Source organism: Streptomyces longisporoflavus (genome assembly GCF_014649775.1).
Classification (GTDB): Bacteria; Actinomycetota; Actinomycetes; order Streptomycetales; family Streptomycetaceae; genus Streptomyces; species Streptomyces longisporoflavus.
On the sequence record NZ_BMTR01000010.1, the window covers coordinates 208,612 to 227,788 of the forward strand.

Genomic DNA, 19,177 nt, shown 5'->3' on the forward strand with positions numbered 1-19,177 from the left:
AGGCAGGAACGACGGTGGCGGAACGGAGCACGGCTGCCGTCGACGTGGCAGACAACAGCGGCGATGAGCCGCTGACCGCGAAGGCGGACGAGGCCACGGCCGACGGGGTGGCCCAGACCCGGGAGCGGGAAACGGCAGAAGAAGGCGCGGCGGAGACTGGCGAGCCCGCAGACCCGGGGGCGGCATCACCCCCCGAGCTGCACAGCGGTCACAAGCTCGCCAGACGCTACCGACTCGAAGAGTGCGTCACCCGTCTGGACGGATTCAGCAGCTGGCGTGCGGTGGACGAGAAGCTCCGCCGGGCCGTCGGCGTGCATCTGCTTCCCGCCGACCACCCCCGCGCCAGATCGGTGCTCGCCGCGGCCCGTTCTTCGGCGCTGCTCGGCGACCCCCGTTTTGTGCACGTCCTGGACGCGGTCGAGGAGAACGACCTCGTCTACGTGGTGCACGAGTGGCTGCCCGACGCCACGGAACTCACCGCACTGCTCGCCGCGGGCCCTCTCGAGGCGCACGACGCGTACCAACTCGTCAGCCAGGTCTCCCAGGCCATGGCGGCCGCCCATCGTGAGGGGCTCGCCCACCTGCGGCTGACTCCGAGCGCGGTGCTGCGGACGTCTACCGGCCAGTACCGCATCCGCGGCCTCGCGGTGAACGCGGCGCTTCGCGGCATCAGCTCGGACACCCCGCAGCGCACGGACACCGAAGCGATCGGCGCACTGCTGTACGCCTCGCTGACCCAGCGCTGGCCGTACGAGGACGACGCGTACGGCCTCTCCGGGCTGCCCAAGGGCGTCGGCCTCATCGCACCCGACCAGGTGCGCGCGGGCGTGCACAGGGGCCTCTCCGAGCTCGCCATGCGCGCGCTCGTGAACGACGGCGCGACCGCCTCCCGCCAGGAACCGCCGTGCACGACGCCGGAGGAGCTGGTGAAGGCGATCGGTGAGATGCCGCGCATCCGCCCGCCCGAGCCCGTGTTCACGGCACCGCCCGAGTACCAGCGCACGACCTATCAACAGGGCAGCTACGGTCGCACCACGCCTCCTGGCGCCACCCAGCCGATTCCGCCTCCGCCGCCTCCGCTGCAGAGCCGTACCGGCAAGGCCCTCAAGTGGACCGTCTCCGCTCTTCTGATCGCGGCCCTGGGCCTCGGTAGCTGGCAGCTGGCGGACGCGCTGATGGACCGGGGCAAGTCCGAGGATCCCGGCAAGTCGGAGACCTCCGAGGGCGGCGACAAGAACAAGCCGAAGCCCACGCAGCCGATCGACATCGCGAAGGGTCAGGAGTACGTCCTCAAGGGCGACGCCCAGGACCTGCAAGGCGTCCCCAACACCTACGACGGGGACAGCTCGACGTACTGGCGGACCAACAGCTTCATAGGAGGCCCCAAGCTGGCCCCCTACAAGCCCGGTGTCGGCATCGTCTACGACCTCGGCAAGGAGCAGGAAGTGTCGTCGGCGTCGATCGGTCTCCGCTACATCGGTGACCACACGACGATCGAGCTGTACGCCACGGACTCGATGTCGTCGTCGACGCCTCCGAGCTCGATGAAGAAGATCGGGACCGTCACGACCGAGGGCAGGACCGCGAAGATCAAGGCGAAGAAGCCCGTCGCGACGCGGTACGTACTCGTCTGGCTCACCGATGTGCCGAGCTCGCCCCGCGATGAGTACAGCGGCGCTGGGTACAAGCAGGCCATCACGGACGTGAAGTTCGCGGGCTGAGGCCAGGGCTCGCCGGGGGAGGGGGTTCGACGGTGGATGACACCACGCACAGCGAGATGAGCGATCAGGACCTCCTGGCCGGCCACGTGGCAGGGGACGAGGACGCCTTCGGCGAGCTCGTCCGCCGCCACCGCGATCGCCTGTGGGCCGTGGCTCTGCGCACGCTGGGCGACCGCGAGGAGGCCGCTGACGCGGTCCAGGACGCTCTTGTATCCGCCTACCGTGCCGCGCACACCTTCCGCGGACAGTCGGCGGTCACGACGTGGCTGCACCGGATCACCGTGAACGCCTGCCTCGACCGGGCGCGCAAGGCCGCGTCCCGGAAGACCTCCCCCATCGACGACACCGAACGGCTCGAGCAGCTCCTCGAACCGCACGAGTCGGCGGCGGCCCCGCTGGAACGGGGCGATCTGCACCGCGAGCTCTTCGAGGCGCTCGGCACCCTGCCGCACGACCAGCGCGCCGCCCTCGTTCTGGTGGACATGCAGGGCTACCCGGTGGCCGAAGCCGCCCAAGTGCTCGACGTTCCCACCGGCACCGTGAAGAGCCGCTGCGCACGCGGCAGAGCGAGACTGCTGCCGCTGCTCACCCATCTGCGCACGGAGGCGCGTGTGCAGCGTTCGGACAGCGGCGAGGACAAGGACGGCAATAAGTCGGGCCCGGAAAGGAACCGGACGCAGGGGGCATCCGTCCCACCTGCAGCGGGACCACGGGATGCGGGACCAAGCGATTCAGCTGCTGTGAAGGGCGGAGGAGGGCGAGCGTGACAACCACGACCGACTCGGCCGGGCACCCGGAAGTCGCTGAGATCTCCGACCTCACCGAAGGGCTGCTGACCCCGTCCCGGACCCTCGACGTTCGCCAGCACTTGGACGGCTGCGAGCTCTGCGCCGACGTGTACGACTCCCTGGAGGAGATCCGGGGGATCCTCGGCACGCTGCCGGGGCCGCCGCGGATGCCGGCCGATGTCGCCGGACGTATCGACGCGGCGCTGGCGGCGGAGGCGCTCCTGGACTCCATCGCGCCCGGCTCCGCCGAGGTGGTCGAGCCCGGTTCCGTCGAGACGATCGAGTCGGATTCGAAGCTCGAGCCTGCGACCGCCGGTCGTGTTTCACGTGAAACATCGGCCGCTTCCGGTGAACCCCGCGAACCCTCCGAGCCCTCCTCTTCTCGCGCCCCCGCCTCCGGACCGTCCACCGACCGGCCTGCGGGGCGACCTCGGGCCGCTACCGGGCCCGGACGCGGAAGCCGCTTCCGGAATGGGCGCCGGCGCAACGTGGTGCTCGGAGCCGTCCTCACGGCGGCCGCCATCGGGATCGGCTCCCTGTTGATGCAGAACATGGGCGGCGACTCGGGCGGCAAGAACGACACGGCCTCGGACCACGGCGACTCCGCGCGTGCCTTCTCCGAAGACAAGCTCAAGGGTCAGGTGACCGACCTGCTCGCCAAGTCACCCACCGTTGGTCCCGATACCGGCAGCGACAAGCCGTCCTTCGACGTGCGGTCCAGCCCGGAGTCCCCGAAGGACAAGACCGTGCCGAAGCGTGAGGCCACGGTCACCGTTCCGGACTGCATCCAGCTCGGCCTCGGCAACAGGATTCCGCTCGCCGCCGAAGAGGGCACCTACAAGGGCAAGGACGCCTACCTCGTCGTGGCGCCCCATGACTCCGACAACACCAAGGTCTCCGCGTACGTCATCGACGCGGCGTGCGTCGACAAGGCGTCCTCCGCCGCCGCTGCGGGCAAGGTGCTGCTGACGGACTCGTACGCGCGGCCCTGACCCTCACACCGCCTCGGCGGGAGACACGGCTGAGCGTGGCATCCTGGCGTCCCTGACATGCTTCCGTGCGCTCGGACACGTCGGGAATGCATGCCCCGTAGGATCCGTTGGGTGGGGTGAGAGACCTGAGACAGGCACCCACCAGCAGTACGCAGCAGTCTCCAGAGACGAGGAATCAAGCCGTGACCGACGTCCGTAACGTGATCATCATCGGCTCCGGGCCCGCCGGCTACACGGCGGCGCTCTACACCGCGCGAGCGTCGCTGAAGCCCCTGGTGTTCGAGGGCGCCGTCACCGCGGGCGGTGCGCTGATGAACACCACCGAGGTGGAGAACTTCCCCGGCTTCCAGGACGGCGTCATGGGCCCCGACCTCATGGACAACATGCGGGCGCAGGCCGAGCGCTTCGGCGCCGAGCTGGTGCCGGACGATGTGGTCTCCGTTGACCTCACCGGAGAGATCAAGACTGTGACGGACACGGCAGGAACCGTGCACCGTGCGAAGACCGTGATCGTGACGACGGGCTCCCAGCACCGCAAGCTCGGCCTGCCGAACGAGGACGCACTCTCCGGCCGCGGCGTCTCCTGGTGCGCGACCTGCGACGGCTTCTTCTTCAAGGACCAGGACATCGCCGTGATCGGCGGCGGAGACACCGCGATGGAAGAAGCGACCTTCCTCTCGCGCTTCGCGAAGTCCGTGACGATCGTGCACCGCCGCGACACCCTGCGTGCGTCCAAGGCGATGCAGGAGCGCGCGCTGGCCGACCCGAAGATCAGCTTCATCTGGGACAGCGAGGTCGCCGAGATCAAGGGCGAGCAGAAGCTCTCCGGACTGACGCTGCGCAACCTGAAGACGGGCGAGACCTCCGAGCTGCCCGTCACCGGTCTCTTCATCGCGATCGGTCACGACCCGCGCACGGAGCTCTTCAAGGGTCAGCTCACGTTGGACGACGAGGGCTACCTGAAGGTCGACGCGCCTTCGACCCGGACGAACGTGCCCGGTGTCTTCGGCGCCGGTGACGTCGTCGACCACACGTACCGCCAGGCGATCACGGCGGCCGGCACCGGCTGCTCCGCCGCCCTCGACTCCGAGCGGTTCCTCGCTGCCCTCGTGGACAGCGAGACGGCCGCAGCGACCGTCTGACATTCCATCCTCCCCACCGCATCACCGAGTTAAGGAGCCTGCCGTGGCCGGCACTCTGAAGAACGTGACCGACGCCTCCTTCGAGGAAGACGTCCTGAAGAACGACAAGCCCGTCCTGGTGGACTTCTGGGCTGCCTGGTGCGGCCCGTGCCGCCAGATCGCCCCCTCCCTCGAGGCGATCGCGGCCGAGCACGGCGACAAGATCGAGATCGTCAAGCTCAACATCGACGAGAACCCCGGCATCGCTGCCAGGTACGGCGTCATGTCCATCCCGACCCTGAACGTGTACCAGGGAGGCGAGGTGGCCAAGACGATCGTCGGCGCCAAGCCGAAGGCTGCTCTTGAGCGCGACCTCGAGGACTTCATCAGCGAGTAGTCAGCGACGCCGCGGCACAAGCGGCGCGCGATGTTTCACGTGAAACACGAATGGGCCAACCCCCGGAGGGTTGGCCCATTCGCATGTCAGGGGGAGATGAGGCCCAGGGGAGACGGCGCCCAGCGGGAGGCGGGGCGAAGTCAGAGCGGCCGGAGCACAGGCTCCTTCTGAACCGCCCCGAGCAGCCGGTCGAGCGCCATCTCGACGTCCTCCTTCCAGGAGAGCGTCGTACGCAGCTCAAGCCGCAGCCGCGGATACGAGGGGTGGGGGCGGACGGTCTTGAACCCCACCGCCAGCAGGTGATCCGCCGGCAGCACGCAGGCCGGCTTCTCCCATCGGGCATCCCCGAAAGCCTCGATCGCCTTGAACCCGCGCCGCAGCAGATCCTTCGCCACCGTCTGAACGATGACGCGGCCGAGCCCCTGGCCCTGATAGCCGGGCATGATCCAGGCAGTCATCAGCTGCACGGCATCGGGCGATACAGGGCTCGTCGGGAAAGCGGTGGCGCGCGGCACATACGCCGGTGGGGCGTACAGCACGAAGCCGACCGGGACATCATCGACGTAGACGACCCGGCCGCAAGAACCCCACTCCAGCAGGACGGCGGAGATCCACGCCTCCTTTTCGAGCTCCGGCGTACCGGCCTTTACCGCGGCCTGGCCACTGACCGGGTCCAGCTCCCAGAAGACACACGCCCGGCAACGCTGGGGAAGGTCCGTAAGGTTGTCCAGCGTGAGCGGTACGAGCCGACGCCCCATGAAGGCTGTTCCTCACTTCCTTCGCCCGCCGCATCACGGGCGGCAGTCAGAGCGCTCCGTTCCTTGAGCAGGCTGCCGACGAATCCGCCGACCGCTCCGAGCCCAAGACCCGCAGTCATCAATCCGGTGCGGCTCACCGAACGCATGGCCCTCCCCCTCCCCAATGAGGTGCCGTTGGCTGGATGCGCCATACCCAATCGCATCGTATCCACGATGCGATTGCACCGATACCGTAAGAAAGCAAAGAGCGGGCCGTGTTCCGGTACACACCGGACACGGCCCGCTCTCAGCGCACCAACTGGGGAGACTCAGCTTTTCTCGCCCTCGGCCGTGTCGTCCTCGGCAGAGTCGGCAGAGTCTTCAGCGAGCCCGTTCGTCAGGACCGGGCCCTCGCCCGGAGCGAGAGTCGCGAGGATGCGCTCCAGATCCTCGAGCGAGGCGAAGTCGACGACGATCTTGCCCTTCTTCTGCCCCAGGTCCACCCGCACGCGGGTCTCGAACCGGTCGGAGAGACGAGTGGCGAGCTTGGTCAGCGACGGCGATACCCGCGCGCCCGCACGCGGCCCCTTGGCCCGCGGAGCATTCTGCGGCCGCGATCCCATGAGGGTCACGATCTCCTCGACGGCCCGCACCGAGAGCCCCTCGGCCACGATCCGGTGCGCCAGGCGGTCCTGCTCCTCCGAGTCCTCGACGGACAGCAGGGCACGGGCGTGGCCCGCGGAGAGCACTCCGGCAGCCACCCTGCGCTGCACCGCCGGCGACAGCTTCAGCAGCCGCAGCGTATTCGAGACCTGCGGGCGTGAACGGCCGATCCGGTCCGCCAGCTGGTCGTGCGTGCAGTTGAAGTCCTTGAGCAGCTGGTCGTAGGCGGCGGCCTCTTCCAGGGGGTTCAGCTGCGCACGGTGCAGGTTCTCGAGGAGTGCGTCCAGGAGCAGCTTCTCGTCGTCCGTCGCGCGGACGATCGCCGGGATTCGCTCGAGACCGGCCTCACGGCAAGCCCGCCAGCGCCGCTCGCCCATGATGAGCTCGTAGCGTGAGGGCTCCACCTGTCGCACGACGACAGGCTGGAGGAGCCCGACCTCCTTGATGGAGGTCACGAGCTCGGCGAGAGCGTCCTCGTCGAAGACCTCGCGAGGCTGCCGCGGGTTGGGCGTGATCGAGTCGAGAGGCAGCTCGGCGAAGTGTGCGCCGACCGGGGTCTCCTCCGGGTCAACCACTTCACTCGGCGGCTGCTCCGTTTCACGTGAAACGGGGCTCTGCGGGAGCGCTGCCACCTTCGCGGCTGCCACACCCCGCTCGGCCGTGAGTACCGGTACGGCGCTGGGCGAGGCCGTAGCTCCGCCCATGGACTGGGCGGTCGACTTCTCCGTCGGGGCCGCAGGGATCAGGGCGCCGAGGCCACGCCCCAGCCCTCTCCGTCGCTCGCTCACTGCATCCCCTCCGTCGTGCTGTGCTGATCATTCTGGGCGCCCATGTGGGCGTGCTGTACGTCGTAGCGAATGCCGACGCCGCGTAGTGCGATCTCCCGTGCCGCCTCGAAGTACGAGAGGGCACCGCTCGACCCCGGATCGTAGGTGAGCACGGTCTGGCCGTAGCTCGGCGCCTCGGAGATACGGACCGAGCGGGGAATGCTCGTCCGCAGGACCTCTTCGCCGAAGTGGGTGCGCACCTCGTCCGCCACCTGTGAGGCGAGCCGGGTACGGCCGTCGTACATGGTGAGCAGGATCGTGGAGACGTGCAGATGGCGGTTGAGGTGCCCCCGCACGAGGTCGACGTTGCGCAGGAGCTGACCGAGGCCCTCCAGTGCGTAGTACTCGCACTGGATGGGGATCAGCACCTCTGCGCCGGCGACCAGGGCGTTGACCGTCAGCAGGCCGAGTGACGGCGGGCAGTCGATGAGGATGTAGTCCAGCGGCTGCTCGTACGCTTGGATCGCCCGCTGGAGTCGGCTCTCCCGTGCTACCAGCGACACCAGCTCGATCTCCGCACCGGCGAGATCGATGGTGGCCGGGGCACAGAAGAGCCCTTCGACATCGGGGACCGGCTGCACGACTTCGGAGAGCGGCTTGCTGTCGATCAGCACGTCGTAGATGGACGGCACTTCCGCGTGGTGGTCGATACCCAGAGCCGTAGAGGCATTGCCCTGCGGATCAAGGTCGATGACCAGGACGCGCGCGCCGTGCAGAGCGAGCGAAGCGGCGAGGTTGACGGTTGTCGTCGTCTTGCCTACTCCGCCCTTCTGGTTGGCCACCACCATGATTCGGGTCTGCTCGGGTCGTGGCAGGCCCTCGCCTGCACGCCCCAGGGCTTCCACCGCCAGTTGGGCAGCACGACCGATGGGGGTGTCGTCCATCGGGGGCGGTGTTTCACGTGAAACATCCTCCCCCGCCGACTCGGTACGGGGACCGGGGACCGGATCGGTCATCGGTCCCGCGATGTTGGCGTCGGACCGCAAGGATTCACTCTCCTCGACTTCAGGCTCGCAATGAACAGAGCCTCCCATGCTTTGAGGGTCATGAACCAGCGAGGCCCGGTCTTCTGTGGACGAATCCACCTCTGTGGACAACTCCGTTCCCTTGTCGAGGGAACCGAGCGGCCGCCGATCGCGAGGTTCCGCAGCGCGGCCGCGACTGATGATGCCATGCAGCAGTGAGCGACGTTTCACGTGAAACACGATGCACGGCAGCCGGGGTGCCGCTTGCGCGACACCCCGGTATGCGTACGTTTGGCAGCTTTTGTGGAGTACGGCTCGTCGTCAGGACGGATGAACGAGGCGTGTGGCGTCCCTCAGCGCGGGTGCCGTGTGGAGCCTCCCAGCGCCGACGCCATGCGCGCCCTCAGCGCCGGCGCCGGGTGCGCCCCGTTCGGGCCGCCTTCGCGCGCTTGGCCGCGAAGCGCACACCGCCGGGGCTCTCCCCGACCTCGACCCGTACGACCGTGGACAGCGGGTCCACCACGCCCTCCCCGACGTGCAGCACAGATGTGGTCACCGCGCCGAGCTTGCTCAGAGCGGCCCCCGCGGCCTTGACCTCTTCCTCGGCCGTGTCGCCCTTGAGCAACAGCATCTCTCCGTACGGACGCAGGAGCGGCACGCCCCAGGCCGCGAGACGGTCCAGCGGCGCAACAGCCCGCGCGGTCACCACGTGGACGGGAGGCAGCTTGCCAAGGACCTCCTCGGCACGGCCGCGCACGACGGTCACGTGGTCGAGGCCGAGCAGCTCGACCACTTCGGTGAGGAAGGTCGTCCGCCGCAGCAGTGGTTCAAGCAGCGTGATCTTCAGGTCCGGCCGGACAAGGGCGAGCGGAATGCCCGGCAGGCCCGCCCCCGAGCCGACGTCGCACACCACCACGTTCTCGGGCACGACCTCGGAGAGGACCGCGCAGTTCAGCAGATGCCGCTCCCACAGCCGGGGCACTTCGCGGGGGCCGATCAGGCCGCGCTGCACTCCCGCGTCGGCCAGCAACTCCGCGTACCGGACCGCGTCCGAGAAGCGCTCGCCGAATACCGCCCGGGCCTGCTCGGGCGCCGAGGGGAGCTCTGCTGCCTCCGTCACGGGGACCGTCCTTCCGTACCGCACTGGGGTGGCTGACTATCAGGCTGACAAAGACCGGCCCCGCCTGCGAACAGACGGGGCCGGGGAAAACAACGTGCGATCAGGCGGGAAGCACGACGACGAAGCGCTGCGGCTCCTCGCCCTCGGACTCGCTGCGCAGACCGGCGGCCTTGACCGCATCATGCACGACCTTGCGCTCGAAGGGCGTCATCGGCTTGAGGTTGACCGGCTCACCCGAGCTCTTCGCCTCAGCCGCCGCCTTGGCGCCCAGCTCGGAGAGCTCCTCGCGCTTCTTGGCGCGGTAGCCCGCGATGTCCAGCATCAAGCGGCTGCGGTCGCCGGTCTCACGGTGCACCGCGAGGCGCGTCAGCTCCTGGAGCGCCTCCAGGACCTCGCCGTCACGGCCGACGAGCTTCTGCAGGTCGCGGCTGTTCGAGTCGCTGATGATCGAGACAGCGGCGCGGTCGGCCTCGACGTCCATGTCGATGTCGCCGTCGAGGTCGGCGATGTCCAGCAGACCCTCGAGGTAGTCCGCCGCGATCTCGCCCTCCTGCTCAAGGCGGGTGAGGGTGTCGCCGGCCTCGACCTCGGCCTCGGCGGGGGCGGTGGTGCCTTCCGTCACGGGATGGACTCCTTCTACTTCTTGGACGGGTGCTTGGGCCGCTGCTGGCCCTTGCGCTGCCCCGACTTGGCTTGGCGTGCGTTACCCGAACCGGACTTGCCACCCGCGGGCTTGCCCTTGGGCGCGGCGTCCTCAGGCTCGTCCTGAGTCTTCTCCAGTGACGTCTTCGCATCCGAAGCTGCCTCACCGCCGCTGTCCGCCTTGCTGTGGGCGGCGGCGGACTGGCGCTGCGACTTGCTCTGGCGCTTGGGCTGCTGTCGCTTCGGAGCGCCGCCGGCGGCCGGAGTGCCGTCCTCGGTCTCCGTGGCGACGGACGACTCGCTGAGCGCGACCGTGCCGTCGGCCTGGGCCACCAGGCCTTCCTTGCTCAGACCGTTGATGAACTTGCGCTCGAACTCGTTGCGGTCCCGGCCCTTGGCGACGATCGCCTTGATGACGTTCACGTTGCCGCGCCCGCGCACCTTCTTGTTGTGCGTGACCTGCTTCTGCAGACGCTCCAGGAACGCGGCCTGGGCCTTGGAGCCGGGCGTCGGGTTCCTGCGGATGACGAACATCTGCTGACCCATGGTCCACACGTTGGTGGTCAGCCAGTAGACGAGGACACCGACGGGGAAGTTGATGCCGAACACGGCGAACATGATCGGGAAGACGTACATCAGCATCTTCTGCTGCTGCATGAACGGCGTCTTGACCGTCGTGTCCACGTTCTTCGTCATCAGCTGGCGCTGGGTGAAGAACTGCGACGCAGACATCAGGATGATCATGATCGCGGTGACAACGCGGACGTCGGTCAGCGAGGCGTGGAGCGCCTGGACCTTCTCCTCGCTGTCCATGAACTTCGCGGCCAGCGGGGCGCCGAAGATGTGCGCCTTCTGCGCGCTCTCGAGCAGCGGCTTGTCGATGACGCCGATGGTGTCGTTCGACGCGATGCCGGAGAGCACGTGGTACAGGGCGAAGAAGAACGGCGACTGCGCCAGGATGGGAAGGCACGAGGAGAGCGGGTTGGTACCCGACTCCTTGTACAGCTTCATCATCTCTTCGGACTGACGCTGCTTGTCGCTCTTGTAGCGTTCCTGGATCTTCTTCATCTCGGGCTGCAGCGTCTGCATCGCCCGGGTCGCCTTGATCTGCTTCACGAAGAGCGGGATCAGGCAGATACGGATAAGGATCACCAGGGACACGATGGACAAGCCCCAGGCCCAGCCCGTGTCAGGGCCGAAGATGGCCCCGTACAACGAGTGGAACTGGACGATGACCCAGGAAACGGGTGTCGTGATGAAGCTGAACAGACTGGCAATCGTGTCCACTAATCAGGCTCCTTGAGCATGGGACGGAGTCTCGGCGGCCGGGCCAGGGGTATCCGGGGATTTCTCCCCGGACGGCACGCCAGCGGCGGAGGTCCCGCCCTTGCGTTCGCGCCACATGGCGCGCAGCATCTCGTGCCACCGCGGGCGCTTGCGCGGCGGGACATGGTCGACACCACCGAGCGACCACGGATTGCACCGCAGGATGCGCCATGCCGTCAGCGCCGTTCCCTTGATCGCACCGTGCCGGTCGATGGCGAGGTAGCCGTAACGGGAGCACGACGGGTAGTACTTGCACACCGGGCCGAGCAATGGACTGATCGTCCACTGGTACAGCTTGATCAGAGCCAGCAGTGGGTACTTCATCGAGCGCCCCCTCCCAGCAGCCGCTGGAGAGCGGCATCCAGGTCTTGGGCCAGCTGTGCATGGGCGGCGTCACCCGCACCGGGCAACGCTCGTACGACTACCAGGCTACCGGGGGGCAGCTGAGCCACCCGGTCGCGCATCAGGTGGCGAAGCCTGCGCTTCACCTTGTTTCGTACGACTGCTCCGCCAATGGCCTTGCTCACGACGAAACCCGCACGCGTCGGGGGAACGCTCTCCCCAGGCGCGTGCGGGTCCGTTGCACCGCTACGTAGATGGACGACGAGAAGCGGGCGTCCGGCCCGTCGTCCTCGGCGTACCGCGGTCGCGAAGTCTTCGCGCCGCCTCAGCCGATGCTCGGTAGGCAGCACGACGTCATGACCTAATGCGATCAGGCGGAAAGGCTGGCGCGACCCTTGCCACGACGGTTCGCGAGAATCGCGCGGCCGGCACGGGTGCGCATCCGCAGGCGGAAGCCGTGGGTCTTGGCGCGGCGGCGGTTGTTCGGCTGGAAGGTGCGCTTGCTCACTCGGGGGCTCCAGAAATGATTGTGTGGTGGCGGGACATCGCCTGGCTGTCACCGTGCGCCCACGAGAAGCTCGCGAATACGCACCGAGTGCACCGCTTCACAATCACAGATCGTGATCTTTGCCCATCGGAGGCAGGCGGCAGCAGCCATCGACAACTCGACCTGGTCACGGTACGCGGGGCTACGCCATCCGGTCAAACCGACCGTCAGGGGGAGACACTGTGCACAGCCTGTGGACAACAACTTGAACCGCAGCCGTTGCCCTGACTACCGTGGGCAAACTCCGATTCATTCCCTTCTCCCTCCCCATCCCGATTTCCGTCCCTAGAAACCACACCTTCGTGGGACCCCGTGAGAGAGCGTGCCTTGTGGCTGACGTACCTGCCGATCTTGCCGCAGTGTGGCCACGAGTACTGGAGGAGCTGCTGGGTGAGGGGCGGGGACACGGTGTCGACGCGAAGGACGAGCGCTGGATCAAGCGCTGCCAGCCGCTCGCGCTGGTCGCGGACACCGCGCTGCTCGCCGTACCGAACGAGTTCGCCAAGGGCGTGCTCGAAGGGCGGCTCGCACCCATTGTCAGCGAGTCGCTGAGCCGCGAGTGCGGCCGTCCGATCCGCATCGCCATCACCGTGGACGACTCGGTGGGCGATCCCATGGACCGGCCCACGCCGCCGGCGCCACCGCTCCAGCAGCAGTCCGGCCATCAGCAATCCGGCCATCAGCAGCCCGGCCAGCAACAGCAGCAGCGCTACGAAGAGCCCGAGCAGCACCAGGGGCACGATTCGTACGACGCTTACGGGCGCCGCACCCCGGACGAGCACTCCCAGGGCCGGGGGCCCGGAGACCAGCTGCCGATCGCTCGCCCCGCGTACCCCGACTACCAGCGCCCGGCGCCGGGTGCCTGGCCGCAACAGCACCAGCCCCAGCACCAGCCGCAGGCCCCGCAGCAGGACGACTACGGCTGGCAGCAGCAGCGGCTCGGTTTCCCCGAGCGGGATCCGTACGCGAACCCCCCGCAGCCCCAGCACGACTACCGGTCGCAGCCGCCGCGGCACTCCGCGTACGAGCAGCACCGCCAGGAGCGGCAGGACCGCCAGGATCAGCAGGACCACCACGACCGGCGCGAGCGGCACGACCAGGGCCCCGGCTCCGGCGGGCACTCCGGCCCCGGGGGCGGCGGCCACGGACACGGCAACGGCCACGGTGTCCACGGAAGCGGCGCGCCCGGCCCGCTCGCCGCGCAGCCGGCGCCCGCCTCGGCCCCCGGCGAGCCCACCGCGCGCCTCAACCCGAAGTACCTCTTCGACACCTTTGTCATCGGTGCGTCGAACCGTTTCGCGCACGCGGCGGCCGTCGCCGTCGCCGAGGCGCCCGCCAAGGCGTACAACCCGCTCTTCATCTACGGAGAGTCCGGCCTCGGCAAGACGCACCTTCTGCACGCCATCGGGCACTACGCCCGCAGCCTCTATCCCGGCACGCGCGTGCGCTACGTGAGCTCCGAGGAGTTCACCAACGAGTTCATCAACTCCATCCGCGACGGCAAGGGCGACACCTTCCGCAAGCGGTACCGCGAGATGGACATCCTGCTCGTCGACGACATCCAGTTCCTCGCGAGCAAGGAGTCGACGCAGGAGGAGTTCTTCCACACCTTCAATACGCTCCACAACGCGAACAAGCAGATCGTGCTCTCCAGTGACCGGCCGCCCAAGCAGCTGGTGACCCTGGAGGACCGGCTGCGCAACCGCTTCGAGTGGGGACTGATCACCGACGTCCAGCCGCCGGAGCTGGAGACACGTATCGCCATCCTTCGTAAGAAGGCGGTGCAGGAACAGCTCAACGCCCCGCCGGAGGTCCTGGAGTTCATCGCGTCCCGTATCTCACGCAACATCCGTGAGCTCGAGGGCGCGCTGATCCGGGTCACGGCCTTCGCCTCGCTCAACCGGCAGCCGGTGGACCTGGGTCTCACGGAGATCGTCCTCAAGGACCTGATCCCCGGCGGCGAGGACGCCGCCCCCGAGATCACGGCCACGGCCATCATGGCCGCGACCGCGGACTACTTCGGCCTTACGGTCGACGACCTCTGCGGATCCTCGCGCAGCCGCGTCCTGGTGACGGCCCGCCAGATCGCGATGTACCTCTGCCGCGAGCTGACGGATCTCTCCCTGCCCAAGATCGGCGCACAGTTCGGCGGACGCGACCACACGACGGTCATGCACGCGGACCGCAAGATCCGTGCGCTGATGGCGGAGCGGCGCTCCATCTACAACCAGGTCACCGAGCTCACCAACCGCATCAAGAACGGCTGACAGACGCCGAGCAACACCTCTGAAGGGCGCCCCGGAGCAACTTCCGGGGCGCCCTTTGCCGTTGTGCACGCGCGCGTGGAGCTCGTCCGTCCCTCTCCACTGTTCGATTTCCCCAGCTGAGAGGGGTGTTCTCCACAGATGTGCGTCCTTTTTTCCTTCCACACCCCGGGGACCGGGAAGTTGTCCAGATGATGTCCACAGGGGACGCTGCTGAGGGATCATCAAGCCAGGTCAGGTGCTTGTGGATTCGTGGACGAAGACTCTCCACACCCTGTGGACGAAAATCTCGTCCACAGGGTGTGCATGAACTTGTCCACCGGCAACCCACAGGCTCGAGCGGGTTGTCCCCAGCTTTCCCCAGCTTCTCCACACGGCTGTCCACTGTTCGGCAACGCAACGCGCCCCGTCACCGTGCCGAGTGAAAGGCGTCACACCAAGGTGGTCGGTTGGCCTGTGGGGAAGGTGGGTAAAGCTGGGGACAGCGCTGGGGAGAAGTAGCCCCTTCCTGTGCACCGGGTGTGCAGAACTTTCGCCCGTCCACAGAAACCCCTGGTTGTCCACCGGTCCCACCCACAGGCGCAGTGGATAAAAAACCGGCTCTGACCTGCGCAAACACGGTTATCCACGGTTTCCACAGGCCCTACTACTACTCCCACTTAGAGTCACCGGGGAATTCGCTTGGAAGGGGGGCCTGTGCACAACTCGCTCTCCGGACCTCTGCCGCCGCTTGTCACGACTTGACCCCGAGAGGCACCCACTGTCAGTGCGGTGCGTCAGACTGGTCCCCAGTGCCAGCAACAGCAGGAGGGCGGCTAAGTGAAGATCCGGGTGGAACGCGACGTACTCGCGGAGGCGGTGGCGTGGGCGGCGCGCAGTCTTCCGGCCCGGCCTCCGGCTCCTGTCCTCGCGGGCCTGCTGCTGAAGGCCGAAGAAGGCGCACTGAGCCTTTCCAGCTTCGACTACGAGGTCTCGGCGCGTGTCTCCGTGGACGCGGAGGTCGACGACGAGGGCACGGTCCTCGTCTCCGGCCGGCTGCTCGCCGACATCTGCCGCGCCCTGCCCAACCGCCCGGTGGAGATCTCCACAGACGGTGTACGGGCCACGGTGGTCTGCGGCTCCTCGCGATTCACGCTCCACACACTCCCTGTGGAGGAGTACCCCGCGCTGCCGCAGATGCCCACCGCGACCGGCACGGTCCCCGGTGAGGTCTTCGCCTCGGCGGCCTCCCAGGTGGCCATCGCCGCGGGCCGCGACGACACGCTGCCCGTCCTGACCGGTGTGCGCATCGAGATCGAGGGCGACACGGTCACGCTGGCCTCCACCGACCGCTACCGCTTCGCGGTCCGCGAGTTCCTGTGGAAGCCGGAGAACCCCGAGGCGTCCGCCGTGGCGCTCGTGCCCGCCAAGACGCTCCTGGACACCGCCAAGGCGCTCACGAGCGGCGACACGGTCACCCTGGCCCTGTCGGGCTCCGGTGCCGGCGAGGGCCTGATCGGCTTCGAGGGCGCGGGGCGGCGTACGACCACCCGACTGCTCGAGGGCGACCTCCCGAAGTACAAGACGCTCTTCCCCACGGAGTTCAACTCGATCGCGGTCATCGAGACCGCCCCGTTCGTCGAGGCCGTGAAGCGCGTCGCCCTGGTGGCCGAGCGGAACACTCCGGTGCGGCTCAGCTTCGAGCAGGGTGTGCTCATCCTGGAGGCCGGTTCCAGCGACGACGCACAGGCTGTGGAGAGGGTCGACGCCCAGCTCGAGGGCGACGACGTCTCGATCGCCTTCAACCCGACGTTCCTGCTCGACGGCCTGAGCGCGATCGACTCGCCGGTCGCCCAGCTGTCGTTCACGACGTCGACGAAGCCCGCGCTCCTGAGCGGCAGGCCGGCGCTGGATGCGGAGGCCGACGAGGCGTACAAGTACCTGATCATGCCCGTACGTCTGAGCGGCTGAGCCCACAGGTGTGAGCGAGCGTCCGGGCGTAGGCTCGGACGCGGGTACGAAGGTGCCTCCACGCCACATCGCTACTTAAGGAACCACTGATGGAGCTCGGTCTCGTCGGCCTCGGCAAGATGGGCGGCAACATGCGTGAGCGCATCCGCCGCGCAGGCCACACCGTCATCGGATACGACCGCAACCAGGACGTCGCGGATGTCCACAGCCTCGAAGAGCTTGTGGGCAAGCTCAAGGGCCCGCGCGTCGTCTGGGTGATGGTTCCGGCCGGAGCCGCGACCCAGTCCACCGTGGACGAGCTCGCCGAGCTGCTCCAGCCGGGTGACGTCGTCGTGGACGGCGGCAACTCCCGCTGGACCGACGACGAGAAGCACGCCGAGGAGCTCGCCGCCAAGGGCATCGGCTTCGTCGACTGCGGCGTCTCCGGCGGCGTCTGGGGCCTGAAGAACGGCTACGCGCTGATGTACGGCGGCGACGCCGAGCACATCGAGAAGGTCCAGCCGATCTTCGACGCCCTCAAGCCCGAGGGTGACTTCGGTTCCGTGCACGCCGGCAAGGTCGGCGCGGGCCACTTCTCCAAGATGGTCCACAACGGCATCGAGTACGCCATGATGCAGGCCTACGCCGAGGGCTGGGAGCTCCTGGAGAAGGTCGACTCCGTCACGGACGTGCGCGAGGTCTTCCGCTCCTGGCAGGAGGGCACGGTCATCCGTTCCTGGCTGCTCGACCTCGCGGTCAACGCCCTGGACGACGACGAGCACCTGGAGAAGCTGCGCGGCTTCGCGCAGGACTCCGGCGAGGGCCGGTGGACGGTGGAAGCCGCCATCGACAACGCCGTGCCGCTGCCCGCCATCACGGCCTCGCTCTTCGCCCGGTTCGCCTCGCGGCAGGACGACTCGCCGCAGATGAAGATGATCGCGGCGCTGCGCAACCAGTTCGGCGGCCACGCCGTCGAGTCCAAGAGCGAGAACTGATCCACAGCCTGTGGGGAACACCAGCTGTTTCCCACAGGCCTCTTTGCAAGCGAGGCAAGCCGGGGGAGGTCGGCGCACACCATGCACGTCACGCATCTGTCGCTGGCCGACTTCCGCTCGTACGCCCGGGTCGAGGTCCCTCTCGATCCGGGCGTCACCGCGTTCGTGGGCCCGAACGGCCAGGGCAAGACCAACCTCGTGGAAGCCGTCGGCTATCTCGCCACGCTCGGCAGCCACCGGGTCTCGTCCGACGCCCCGCTGGTGCGCATGGGCGCCGAGCGTGCCGTCGTACGGGCCGCGGTCCGGCAGGGCGAACGCCAGCAGCTGATCGAACTGGAACTCAATCCGGGCAAGGCCAACCGCGCCCGCATCAACAGGTCCTCGCAGGTCAGGCCCCGTGACGTACTGGGCATCGTGCGCACGGTGCTGTTCGCGCCCGAAGACCTGGCGCTGATCAAGGGCGACCCCGGCGAGCGAAGGCGCTTCCTCGACGAGCTGATCACGGCGCGCTCCCCCCGTATGGCGGGCGTGCGCTCCGATTACGACCGCGTGCTGAAGCAGCGCAACACCCTCCTGAAGTCGGCGGCCCTCGCGCGGCGGCACGGCGGGCGCTCCATGGACCTGTCCACGCTCGACGTCTGGGACCAGCACCTCGCGCGCGTGGGCGCGGAACTGCTCACCCAGCGGCTCGACCTGATCGCCGCGCTGCAACCGCTGGCCGACAAGGCGTACGAGCAACTGGCACCCGGCGGCGGCCCCGTCACGCTCGAATACAAGCCCTCGGCGCCGGGTGAGGGCCACACACGCGAGGCCCTGTACGAGCAGTTGGCCGCCGCCCTCGAAGAGGCGCGCAAGCAGGAGATCGAGCGGGGCGTGACCCTGGTCGGGCCGCACCGCGACGACCTGACCCTGAAACTGGGCCAGCTCCCCGCCAAGGGGTACGCGAGCCACGGCGAGTCCTGGTCGTACGCCCTGGCGCTGCGCCTGGCCTCGTACGACCTGCTGCGCGCCGAGGGGAACGAACCGGTGCTCGTCCTGGACGACGTGTTCGCGGAGCTCGACGCGCGCCGCCGGGAGCGCCTCGCGGAGCTGGTGGCGCCCGGCGAGCAGGTCCTGGTCACGGCCGCTGTGGACGACGACGTGCCCGGCGTTCTCGCCGGGACGCGGTTCGACGTGTCTGACGGCACGGTGGAGCGCGTATGAGGCCCCCGAGCCAGGAGCGCGTATGAGCGACGGGGAGCAGCCCGAGAAGAAGACGCCCGAGCCCTCCGGCGTCGATCTCGCCAGGGTCGCCCTGCGTGCCGCCAAGGAGCAGGCACGCGCGCGTGGCGATGCCGCGCAGCAGAAGAAGCAGGCCCGCAGGGGCGGCCTGCGCTCTGGCGCGCGCGCCGACGGACGTGACCCGCAGCCCCTGGGCTCCGCGATCAACCGCTTGATCACCGAGCGAGGCTGGGAGACGCCGGCCGCCGTCGGCGGGGTGATGGGCCGCTGGCCGCAGATCGTCGGCGACGACCTGGCCAATCACTGCGTCCCGCAGAGGTACGACGAGAACGAGCGCGTCCTGACCGTGCAGTGCGACTCGACGGCGTGGGCGACGCAGCTGCGCCTCATGGCGCCCCAGCTGGTCGCGCGCCTCAACGAAGACCTGGGACACGGCACCGTGCGCCTCATCAAAGTCCTCGGCCCCGGCGGCCCCGCGCGTCGCTTCGGACCCTTGCGAGCGCCGGGCAGCACGGGCCCCGGGGACACCTACGGCTGAGGCCGTACCGGGTGGTAGCTCGGGGTTGACACCCCGAAGCGC

Annotated in this window: 18 protein-coding genes and 2 pseudogenes; 11 read left to right on the forward strand and 9 right to left on the reverse strand. The window is 68.4% G+C overall.

Annotation, left to right across the window (positions count from 1 at the left end; genetic code table 11):
* Window positions 1-14 precede the first annotated feature (14 nt).
* From IE226_RS21760 to trxA, 5 genes are all read left to right on the forward strand, one after another.
* Complete coding sequence (locus IE226_RS21760; protein WP_190082979.1) at window positions 15-1,721, forward strand: protein kinase family protein; 1,707 nt, start codon at window positions 15-17, stop codon at window positions 1,719-1,721.
* Between the two features lie 32 nt (window positions 1,722-1,753).
* A complete protein-coding gene (gene sigM / locus IE226_RS21765) occupies window positions 1,754-2,488 on the forward strand; it encodes an RNA polymerase sigma factor SigM (RefSeq protein ID WP_268251288.1) in 735 nt (244 codons plus the stop codon).
* A complete protein-coding gene (locus IE226_RS21770) occupies window positions 2,485-3,501 on the forward strand; it encodes an RsmA family anti-sigma factor (RefSeq protein WP_190082980.1) in 1,017 nt (338 codons plus the stop codon). The genes sigM and IE226_RS21770 overlap by 4 nt, the downstream gene beginning before the upstream one ends.
* A gap of 182 nt (window positions 3,502-3,683) precedes the next feature.
* Entirely contained in the window at window positions 3,684-4,643 is a 960-nt protein-coding gene (gene trxB / locus IE226_RS21775; RefSeq protein WP_190082981.1) for a thioredoxin-disulfide reductase, read from the forward strand.
* 43 nt (window positions 4,644-4,686) lie between these two features.
* Entirely contained in the window at window positions 4,687-5,019 is a 333-nt protein-coding gene (trxA, locus tag IE226_RS21780) for a thioredoxin (RefSeq protein ID WP_190082982.1), read from the forward strand.
* 140 nt (window positions 5,020-5,159) lie between these two features.
* On the opposite strand, the gene IE226_RS21785 is transcribed toward trxA, so the two are convergent.
* The 9 genes from IE226_RS21785 to rpmH form a co-directional block, all read right to left on the reverse strand.
* A complete protein-coding gene (locus IE226_RS21785; protein WP_190082983.1) occupies window positions 5,160-5,777 on the reverse strand; it encodes a GNAT family N-acetyltransferase in 618 nt (205 codons plus the stop codon).
* 308 nt (window positions 5,778-6,085) lie between these two features.
* Entirely contained in the window at window positions 6,086-7,207 is a 1,122-nt protein-coding gene (locus IE226_RS21790; protein WP_190082984.1) for a ParB/RepB/Spo0J family partition protein, read from the reverse strand.
* Window positions 7,204-8,280, reverse strand: coding sequence for a ParA family protein (locus IE226_RS21795; RefSeq protein ID WP_190082985.1), 1,077 nt, complete (start codon window positions 8,278-8,280; stop codon window positions 7,204-7,206). The genes IE226_RS21790 and IE226_RS21795 overlap by 4 nt, the downstream gene beginning before the upstream one ends.
* Before the next feature lie 334 nt (window positions 8,281-8,614).
* Window positions 8,615-9,331, reverse strand: a complete 717-nt coding sequence (rsmG, locus tag IE226_RS21800) for a 16S rRNA (guanine(527)-N(7))-methyltransferase RsmG (protein WP_190082986.1) — start codon at window positions 9,329-9,331, stop codon at window positions 8,615-8,617.
* Between the two features lie 100 nt (window positions 9,332-9,431).
* Window positions 9,432-9,953 carry a Jag family protein gene (locus tag IE226_RS21805; RefSeq protein ID WP_190082987.1) on the reverse strand — a complete coding sequence of 174 codons (522 nt, stop codon included), beginning with the start codon at window positions 9,951-9,953 and terminating at the stop codon, window positions 9,432-9,434.
* A 14-nt stretch (window positions 9,954-9,967) separates the two neighbouring features.
* Complete coding sequence (yidC, locus tag IE226_RS21810) at window positions 9,968-11,260, reverse strand: membrane protein insertase YidC (RefSeq protein WP_190082988.1); 1,293 nt, start codon at window positions 11,258-11,260, stop codon at window positions 9,968-9,970.
* A gap of 3 nt (window positions 11,261-11,263) precedes the next feature.
* On the reverse strand, window positions 11,264-11,623 hold the full coding sequence (gene yidD / locus IE226_RS21815; protein WP_190082989.1) for a membrane protein insertion efficiency factor YidD: 360 nt from the start codon (window positions 11,621-11,623) through the stop codon (window positions 11,264-11,266).
* Window positions 11,620-11,991, reverse strand: coding sequence for a ribonuclease P protein component (gene rnpA, locus IE226_RS21820; RefSeq protein ID WP_190082990.1), 372 nt, complete (start codon window positions 11,989-11,991; stop codon window positions 11,620-11,622). Before rnpA ends, yidD begins: the two co-directional genes overlap by 4 nt.
* A gap of 20 nt (window positions 11,992-12,011) precedes the next feature.
* Complete coding sequence (gene rpmH, locus IE226_RS21825) at window positions 12,012-12,149, reverse strand: 50S ribosomal protein L34 (RefSeq protein ID WP_006381191.1); 138 nt, start codon at window positions 12,147-12,149, stop codon at window positions 12,012-12,014.
* 368 nt (window positions 12,150-12,517) lie between these two features.
* Here rpmH and IE226_RS45525 point away from each other — a divergent pair.
* The 6 genes and pseudogenes from IE226_RS45525 to IE226_RS21850 all read left to right on the forward strand — a co-directional run.
* Window positions 12,518-12,806: pseudogene (locus tag IE226_RS45525) on the forward strand (chromosomal replication initiator protein DnaA); the annotation flags it as partial.
* A 128-nt stretch (window positions 12,807-12,934) separates the two neighbouring features.
* Window positions 12,935-14,455, forward strand: a pseudogene (dnaA, locus tag IE226_RS21830) (chromosomal replication initiator protein DnaA); the annotation flags it as partial.
* Window positions 14,456-15,271: 816 nt separating this feature from the next.
* Window positions 15,272-16,402 (forward strand): DNA polymerase III subunit beta, encoded by a 1,131-nt coding sequence (gene dnaN / locus IE226_RS21835; protein ID WP_190082992.1) that lies wholly within the window; start codon window positions 15,272-15,274, stop codon window positions 16,400-16,402.
* An 89-nt stretch (window positions 16,403-16,491) separates the two neighbouring features.
* Entirely contained in the window at window positions 16,492-17,376 is an 885-nt protein-coding gene (gene gnd, locus IE226_RS21840; RefSeq protein ID WP_190082993.1) for a phosphogluconate dehydrogenase (NAD(+)-dependent, decarboxylating), read from the forward strand.
* An 81-nt stretch (window positions 17,377-17,457) separates the two neighbouring features.
* A complete protein-coding gene (recF, locus tag IE226_RS21845; RefSeq protein ID WP_190082994.1) occupies window positions 17,458-18,579 on the forward strand; it encodes a DNA replication/repair protein RecF in 1,122 nt (373 codons plus the stop codon).
* A gap of 22 nt (window positions 18,580-18,601) precedes the next feature.
* On the forward strand, window positions 18,602-19,135 hold the full coding sequence (locus IE226_RS21850; protein WP_190082995.1) for a DciA family protein: 534 nt from the start codon (window positions 18,602-18,604) through the stop codon (window positions 19,133-19,135).
* The last annotated feature ends 42 nt before the right edge of the window (window positions 19,136-19,177 follow it).

Coding starts and splice junctions, on each gene's coding strand:
- IE226_RS21850 (WP_190082995.1), top strand. CDS start 18,602: ATGAGCGACGGGGAGCAGCCCGAGAAGAAGACGCCCGAGCCCTCCGGC.
- gnd (WP_190082993.1), top strand. CDS start 16,492: ATGGAGCTCGGTCTCGTCGGCCTCGGCAAGATGGGCGGCAACATGCGT.
- yidD (WP_190082989.1), bottom strand. CDS start 11,623: ATGAAGTACCCACTGCTGGCTCTGATCAAGCTGTACCAGTGGACGATC.
- IE226_RS21785 (WP_190082983.1), bottom strand. CDS start 5,777: ATGGGGCGTCGGCTCGTACCGCTCACGCTGGACAACCTTACGGACCTT.
- recF (WP_190082994.1), top strand. CDS start 17,458: ATGCACGTCACGCATCTGTCGCTGGCCGACTTCCGCTCGTACGCCCGG.
- IE226_RS21795 (WP_190082985.1), bottom strand. CDS start 8,280: ATGGGAGGCTCTGTTCATTGCGAGCCTGAAGTCGAGGAGAGTGAATCC.